5 protein-coding genes and 1 pseudogene are annotated in these 7,251 nt (G+C 70.5%); 2 read left to right on the top strand and 4 right to left on the bottom strand.

What is annotated here, in order from left to right; all coding sequences use genetic code 11:
• Positions 1-376: 376 nt before the first annotated feature.
• Complete coding sequence (locus ACI2L1_RS18995) at positions 377-1,174, bottom strand: GntR family transcriptional regulator (RefSeq protein WP_404740475.1); 798 nt, start codon at positions 1,172-1,174, stop codon at positions 377-379.
• A gap of 155 nt (positions 1,175-1,329) precedes the next feature.
• On the opposite strand from ACI2L1_RS18995, the gene ACI2L1_RS18990 reads away from it, so the two are divergent.
• Both ACI2L1_RS18990 and ACI2L1_RS18985 read left to right on the top strand, forming a co-directional pair.
• Positions 1,330-2,187: a (2Fe-2S)-binding protein gene (locus tag ACI2L1_RS18990; protein ID WP_404740474.1), complete on the top strand. Its 858-nt coding sequence runs from the start codon at positions 1,330-1,332 to the stop codon at positions 2,185-2,187.
• A 314-nt stretch (positions 2,188-2,501) separates the two neighbouring features.
• Entirely contained in the window at positions 2,502-3,533 is a 1,032-nt protein-coding gene (locus tag ACI2L1_RS18985) for a DUF2637 domain-containing protein (protein ID WP_404740473.1), read from the top strand.
• 71 nt (positions 3,534-3,604) lie between these two features.
• Here ACI2L1_RS18985 and ACI2L1_RS18980 read toward each other — a convergent pair whose 3' ends face one another.
• From ACI2L1_RS18980 to ACI2L1_RS18970, 3 genes and pseudogenes are all read right to left on the bottom strand, one after another.
• The gene (locus ACI2L1_RS18980) at positions 3,605-4,027 is read right to left on the bottom strand and encodes an ATP-binding protein (protein ID WP_404740529.1); all 423 of its coding nucleotides are present in this window, start codon (positions 4,025-4,027) and stop codon (positions 3,605-3,607) included.
• Between the two features lie 762 nt (positions 4,028-4,789).
• A pseudogene (locus tag ACI2L1_RS18975) lies at positions 4,790-4,975 on the bottom strand (hypothetical protein); the annotation flags it as partial.
• A 504-nt stretch (positions 4,976-5,479) separates the two neighbouring features.
• The gene (locus tag ACI2L1_RS18970; protein WP_404740472.1) at positions 5,480-7,222 is read right to left on the bottom strand and encodes a pyruvate dehydrogenase; all 1,743 of its coding nucleotides are present in this window, start codon (positions 7,220-7,222) and stop codon (positions 5,480-5,482) included.
• Positions 7,223-7,251: the final 29 nt, after the last annotated feature.

Raw genomic sequence — 7,251 nt, 5'->3', positions numbered from 1 at the left:
CGGCCCTGTTGGGGTGGGGGGGGGTTTGGTGGCGCGGGTGGGGTGGGGGGGGGGGGGGGGGGCGGGGGGGGGGGGTGTCCGTCCTCGGTCCGGCGGCTCGGTTGCTTCAGATGTGCTGGATAACGGACGCCGGCCGCTGCGGGCGGACACCCCCCACCCCGTCCCCTTCGCGCCGTACGCGGCTGGCAGGCCCGTGGGGGTGCGCGACGCGTCGAACGGTCCGTCGTGGCGCGCGTGATGGTTGGCGGCCCGTCGTGGCGCAGGCCGCCTGCAACCCCCCAGGGGCGCGGGGAACTGCGCGACCAGCCCCCACCGGCCCGCAGCCGCACGACGACCGAACCCGGCACATCAATAGGCGGCCGGCTCAAGCCCAGCGCTAGCTGCCCGCGCCTACGAAGTGCTCGCCCACCAGCCCCCGCACCACATCCAGGTCCCGCGCGATCAGCGCGTCCAGCAGTGCCGTGTGTTCTGCCGCGTCGGCGATCAGGTCGGCCCGGCCGGCCCGTGCCGCCGGGGCGCCCACCAGGGGCCACTGCGAGCGCCGGTGCAAGTCCTCCGCGATCTGGACCAGTTGCTCGTTGCCCGACAGCAACAGCACCGCACGGTGGAACGCCCGGTCCGACTCCGCGTACGTCGCCCGGCACCCCGACGCCGCCGCACGCACCGTCGCCTCCGCCAACGGCCGCAACTCCGCCCACCGCTCGACCGGCACGGTCCGCGCCAGCCGCAACATCACCGGCACCTCGATCAGCGACCGCACCTCGGCCAGCTCGGCCAGCTCACGGGCCCCCCGCTCGACCACCCGGAAGCCACGATTGGGAACGACCTCGACGGCCCCCTCAAGCGTCAGCTGCTGCATGGCCTCGCGCACCGGCGTGGCAGACACCCCGAAGCGTTCCCCGAGCGCGGGCGCCGAGTACACCTCGCCGGGCCGCAACTCCCCCGCCACCAGCGCCGTACGCAGGGCGTCGAGGACCTGTCCCCGCACGGAGGCCCGCTGCACGACCGGCCGCGGAATCGGCACCTCGCTGTGGGTGTGCTCACCCCGTACCGCGGTCCCGGTCTCGCCCCGAGGCCGGGACACATCGGCGGCGCGCATCTGAGGCGGCACTCGAGCCGCCCCCACGGCCCCGTCCACGTCCCGCTCGGCGGAGCCCTGGGCACCCTGCTTCACGGGTCCTCCTCCGGACGTGTCAGTACTTGGGGCCATTACGACGGGTTGTTACTCACCCGTCAAGCACCTTAGGCGCAGAACGCTTCAGTTCAAATCCCAATGATGCCGGGTAAGGTAAGGCTTACCTTGAGACGACTGCGAATCGGTGGCCCCGCATGCCCATCCCGCTGCCCGCCCCCCGTTCGGCCGTCACAGCCGCCTACGCGCGCGTGACCGAGGCCCTCCCGGCGCTGACGGTCACGGAGCTGCCCCAGGGCACGCCCCTCCCGGCCGCCGACGGCTGGCTCACCACCGCGGCCCTCGCGGCGGACCCCACCGCCCTGGACGCCTTCCTCGCCTGGGACGACGGGCAGGTCCTCAGGGACAACGGCAAGAAGGGCCGCCCGGACGTCATCGCCGGCTGCGGCCTGCACCGCTACGCCTGGCCGGCCTGTCTTCTCTTCACGGCACCGTGGTTCCTGCACCGCAGGGTGCCCCACTATCCCGTGACACATGTCTCGTACGACCGCACCCGGGGACCGATGGCCTTCGCGGTCCACCCGGGCACCTTCGCCTGCCTCCCGGACGACCCGGCGGCGGACCACCCCGACGCCCGCCCGGTCCCCGACGAGGACGCCCTGCGCACCGAACTGCGCGAGGCGATCACCGAGCACCTGGACCCCGTCCTCACCGCCTTCGGCCCGCGCATGCGCCGCCTAGGCCGGGCCCTGTGGGGCATGGTGACCGACGAGATCGTCGAGGGACTCTGGTACGTCGCCGAACTCCTCGGCGAGCACGAGAGGAAGAGGGCGGAGCACGCGCTCGACCTCCTCCTGCCCGGGACGACGAAGCCGTACGTCGGCTCCCCGGCCTTCCGTGTCCTCACAGGCCCGAACGGCGAACTCCTCCCCACCCGGGACCGGGTGAGCTGCTGCATGTACTACACACTCGACGAGGACGACACCTGCGCCTCCTGCCCGCGCAACTGCGAGACGGACCGGATCGCCAAGCTCACGGCGGCCGCCGCCAGTTGAGGCCCTTTCAGGGACCCCCGCCGCGGACCCCGTACGGGCGTCCCGTAAGATCAACGCCGACTGGGACGCCCGTTCGGTTACAGGTACTTCACAACTTCCTCACTCGGCGCAGGAACTTTCCGTGGAACCACCCGTACGGGTAGTCTTATTCGAACTCAACTCCCGCCCCTCAAGCGGCAGTTCGAGCAAATCGCTGCCCTGGGCAATTCCCTTGCACTTCCTTGGCGGCCTCTTGCCCCGAAACCCCCTGAGGGCCGGTGGGAGTGGGCCACTATGGCGGGCGTTACGCCCTATCCCAATGCAAGGGACCCCAGATGAGACTGACCGACATATCGCTGAACTGGCTGCTTCCGGGCGCCGTGCTGCTCCTGGGCATGCTGGCGGCGGTGGCGGTGCTCGCGCGGAGCAAGCGGTCCGGCGGGGAGCACGCGAAAGACGACTCGTGGGAGCGAAGTGAGGAGCGCCGCAGGCGCAAGGAGGCCATATACGGCACCGCCTCCTATGTCCTCCTGTTCTGCTGTGCGGCGGTGGCCGCCGCGCTCTCCTTCCACGGCTTGGTGGGCTTCGGCCAGCAGAACCTGAACCTGTCCGGCGGCTGGGAGTACCTGGTCCCGTTCGGCCTGGACGGCGCGGCGATGTTCTGCTCCGTGCTCGCGGTGCGCGAGGCCAGCCACGGTGACGCGGCGCTCGGCTCCCGCATACTCGTGTGGACGTTCGCCGGCGCGGCGGCCTGGTTCAACTGGGTGCACGCGCCCAGGGGCCTGGCCCACGCGGGCGCCCCGCACTTCTTCGCGGGCATGTCCCTGTCGGCGGCCGTGCTGTTCGACCGTGCGCTGAAGCAGACCCGTCGGGCCGCCCTGCGCGAGCAGGGACTGGTGCCGCGGCCGCTGCCGCAGATCCGTGTGGTGCGCTGGCTGAGGGCGCCGCGTGAGACGTACAAGGCCTGGTCGCTGATGCTGCTGGAGAACGTGCGCAGCCTCGACGAGGCGGTCGACGAGGTCCGCGAGGACAAGCGTCAGAAGGAGGCGGCCCGACTTCTCCGCCGCGACAAGGAGCGGGTCGAGCGCGCGCAGCTCAAGGCCATCAGCCGGGGCCACCGCGGCTTCCCCGGCCGACGCCAGCTGGAGCAGCCGCCGCAGGCCGCCGCCCTGGAGCGGGCCTCGGCGGAGCCTGCGACATCCAACCCGGAGCCCCTGCCGGTACGCCAGCGTCCTTCTCTCCAGCCTGTCCGCAGCGGGGCCGAGTCATCCACCGTCGACCTCACTTCGGAGGACGACACAATGGCGTTGCCGCGCCTGGATTCCCTGGAGCGCAAGCTCAAGGATCTTGAGCAGCAGTTCGGCTGAGGCCGCGGCCTGAGGGCCTAGCACCACGGGAAGGGGGCGTGACCGCGCGGGTCACGCCCCCTTCCGTTGGTTCACGCCGCTCCGGCGTCGAGTTCGAACCAGACGGCCTTGCCCACCCCGTGCGCCCGAACTCCCCAGGCGTCCGCGAGGGACTGCACCAGGACCAGGCCCCGTCCGTGCGTACCTTCGTCGGAGTTGGGTACGCGCATTCTGGGCCTGCGGGCGACGAAGTCCCGCACCTCCACTCGCAGGGCCCGCGGCCCCACCGTGGCCGTGACGACCGCGTCATGGTCGGTGTGCACGAGTGCGTTGGTGACGAGTTCGCTGGTGAGCAGTTCGGCTATCTCGGATCGTCCGGGCCTCCCCCAGTGTCGTAACAACTCGCGCAGGGCCCTTCGTGTCTCGGGTACGGCCCCCAGGTCCGCCCGCTCCAGTCTGCGCCGGAGCTGTGGCGACCGCGCCTGCTCCGGTGCGCTGCCGGCCTTCTCCTCCATGGTCTTCGCCGAGAAGGCCCCTACCGCCGTGGGACCGCCTCCTCGTGCCTGCCTCTTCATGACCCCCGCCCGCGTGCCGATGTCGGTTCCCCCCTGCTCGAACACGTTCACGGGGATCCATGCCCCGTAGTTCATGCGGCAGTCATGTCGAATCGTCAACGACCAGGTGTTCGGCCACGCCGACGGCGGTGACCACGACCGTCCCGGCGGAGCGTGCGAATCCCTTGTCCCGTCTGTGAACCGCCGTGCGCGGCGCCCGGGTTCCGGTCGGGCGGCGCCCCGCGGCGGTCCCTACGGCCCGCCCGACAAGCGGCGCTCGTGCCGCTGGTCCCGTCCGTATGGCATGCGCCCGGCGAACCGCCGTCGAGGGTCGACGCCAAGGACGGCGCGCGGGCCCTGCACAACTGTCACCGTATGGGAAAGCCCCTGGTCGGCGGGGTGCTTCCGAGGGGCGTGGCGGATGCCGGGAAGCGCACGGACCCACGTACCGGGCCGGCGCCCGACCCCGGATCCACGGGTGCCGGGCCCCAGCCCCGGTCGAGAGGTCTGCCGTACGACGTCCCGCGCGGCAGAGAGGTGAGCCGGTGCATCCGTTCCCGGGGGCGGCAGCCGACCCGGCGGTGCGGCCCGGCTGGGTACCCATGCGGCTCCGGGACACCGTGACCGCCGGGCATGGGCCGATCTACCGACTCTGCGCTGCCGATCTCGCCGTACGAGACGAAGAGGTGTGACAGCCGGGAAACTGGCCGGAATCCGCCGCCACTTGCTCCCGATGGCCTTGGTGCCGATGTGGAAGATCTTGTGGCTGCCGCTGGTCATGTCGACGACGAGGCTGCTGGTCCGGCCGGCGCTCCAGGTGAGCGTGCCGACGGCCTCTGCGTACTCGGCGGTTCCGTTGTCGGTGACCTTCCACGCGAGGGGGACGTGCTGGGCGCGTAGGACGCCGCGAACTGGGCGGACACGCAGGGCGCGATCCACGGCCGGGAGACCATGGTGCAGATCTCGGTGCAGGGGCGGAAGTGGTCGCGTCCCGCGGTGTGGTGCAGAGAGGCCGGTGCGTGCGCCACGGCGCTGAACGGAGCCTGACGGCCCGGATGGCTACTGGTACGGCACGAACGCCGTCGGCGAGCGTGCGGGGGGGGGGTGGACTACGACAGTCAGGCCTTACCGGCGACCCCACACGGTGAGCCGTGCCGTCGGCGTCCACGTAGGTGAACTCCCGCTGCCCATAAGGCGTGTCGGACGGCTCGACGAAGCGGCCCTCGACGCCGGACGCCGTCCACTCGGCATGGACGGCGTCGGCGTCACTCACATAGAGGTAGACGACGGCTCCGGTGCGACGAGGATCGGTATCGCTCCAGGGCCTCGTCGAGGTTCCGGACCGGCACGACGGGCGCGACGTCGGTGAAGGCGATGTCTGGCATCCGGCCGGTCTCGCACCCACGGGACTCCTCAGGGGCGCGGCACGTTCCGGACGTTGGAGCGGGCCATCTGGAGCATGCGGCCCACTCCGCCGTCGAGGACGATCTTCGAGGCGGAGAGGGCGAACCCGGTGACCATCTCCTTGCTGATCTTCGGCGGGATGGAGAGGGCGTTGGGGTCGGTGACGATGTCGACGAGCGCCGGACCCTTGTGCTTGAACGCCGACTTCAGTGCCCCGGCCAGGTCCTTGGGCTTCTCGACACGCACACCGTGGGCACCGCAGGCGCGGGCCACGGCCGCGAAGTCGGGGTTCTTGTTCGTGGTGCCGTAGGAGGGAAGCCCTGCGACCAGCATCTCCAACTCGACCATGCCGAGAGAGGAGTTGTTGAAGAGGACGACCTTCACGGGGAGGTCGTACTGCACGAGGGTCAGGAAGTCGCCCATCAGCATGGAGAATCCGCCGTCGCCGGACATGGAGACAACCTGGCGCCGACGGTCGGTGAACTGCGCCCCGATCGCCATCGGCAGCGCGTTCGCCATCGATCCGTGCGAGAACGAACCGATCACACGGCGGCGGCCGTTGGGCGTGATGTAGCGGGCCGCCCACACATTGCACATGCCGGTGTCGACGGTGAACACCGCGTCGTCGTCGGCGAGTTCGTCGAGGACCGAGGCCACGTACTCCGGGTGGACCGGGACGTGCTTCTCGACCTTCCGGGTGTACGCCTTGACGACCCCCTCCAGTGCGTCGGCGTGCTTCTTGAGCATCTTGTCGAGGAAACGCCGGTTGTTCTTCTCCTTCACCCGCGGCGTGAGGCACCGCAGGGTCTCCTTCACATCGCCCCAGACCGCGAGGTCCAACTTGGAGCGGCGGCCCAGGTGTTCGGGGCGAACATCGACCTGGGCGATCTTGACGTCGTCGGGGAGGAAGGCGTTGTACGGGAAGTCGGTGCCGAGCAGGATCAGCAGATCGCACTCATGGGTGGCCTCGTAGGCGGCGCCGTATCCGAGCAACCCGCTCATGCCGACGTCGAAGGGATTGTCGTACTGAATCCATTCCTTGCCCCTCAGGGCGTGTCCCACCGGTGACTTGACCTTCTCCGCGAACTCCATGACCTCGGCGTGCGCGCCCGCCGTGCCGCTGCCGCAGAACAGGGTGATCCTGTCGGCCGCGTCGATCATCGCGACGAGCTTGTCGATCTCGGTGTCACCGGGGCGGACGCTGGGCCGGGAGGTGACGAGGGCGGTCTCGGCGGCCTTGTCGGGGGCGGGCTGGTCGGCGATGTCGCCGGGCAGGGAGACGACGCTGACGCCGGAACGGCCGACGGCGTTCTGGATGGCGGTCTGCAGCAGCCTCGGCATCTGTTTGGGGCTGGAGATCAGCTCGCTGTAGTGGCTGCACTCGCGGAACAGCTGGTCGGGGTGGGTCTCCTGGAAGTACCCGAGGCCGATCTCGCTGGAGGGGATGTGCGAGGCGAGGGCGAGGACCGGGGCCATGGAGCGGTGGGCGTCGTAGAGGCCGTTGATGAGGTGGAGGTTGCCCGGGCCGCAGGAGCCCGCGCAGGCCGTCAGCCTGCCGGTGATCTGGGCCTCCGCGCCCGCGGCGAAGGCGGCGGTCTCCTCGTGCCGTACGTGCACCCAGTCGATGGCGGCGTTGCGGCGGACGGCGTCCACGACCGGGTTGAGGCTGTCGCCGACGACGCCGTAGAGGCGCTTCACTCCGGCCTTGACGAGGATGTCCACGAACTGCTCGGCGACGTTCTGTTTGGCCATGGATCCATGCACCCCTTCGGTCTCCTTGG

This window comes from Streptomyces sp. NPDC019531 (genome assembly GCF_044903305.1).
GTDB lineage: Bacteria > Actinomycetota > Actinomycetes > Streptomycetales > Streptomycetaceae > Streptomyces.
This window is presented reverse-complemented; position numbering and strand designations above follow the sequence as displayed.

Excerpts from the sequence above, each read along its gene's own strand:
- ACI2L1_RS18990 (WP_404740474.1), top strand. The coding sequence starts at position 1,330 with ATGCCCATCCCGCTGCCCGCCCCCCGTTCGGCCGTCACAGCCGCCTAC.
- ACI2L1_RS18985 (WP_404740473.1), top strand. The coding sequence starts at position 2,502 with ATGAGACTGACCGACATATCGCTGAACTGGCTGCTTCCGGGCGCCGTG.
- ACI2L1_RS18980 (WP_404740529.1), bottom strand. The coding sequence starts at position 4,027 with ATGGAGGAGAAGGCCGGCAGCGCACCGGAGCAGGCGCGGTCGCCACAG.
- ACI2L1_RS18970 (WP_404740472.1), bottom strand. The coding sequence starts at position 7,222 with ATGGCCAAACAGAACGTCGCCGAGCAGTTCGTGGACATCCTCGTCAAG.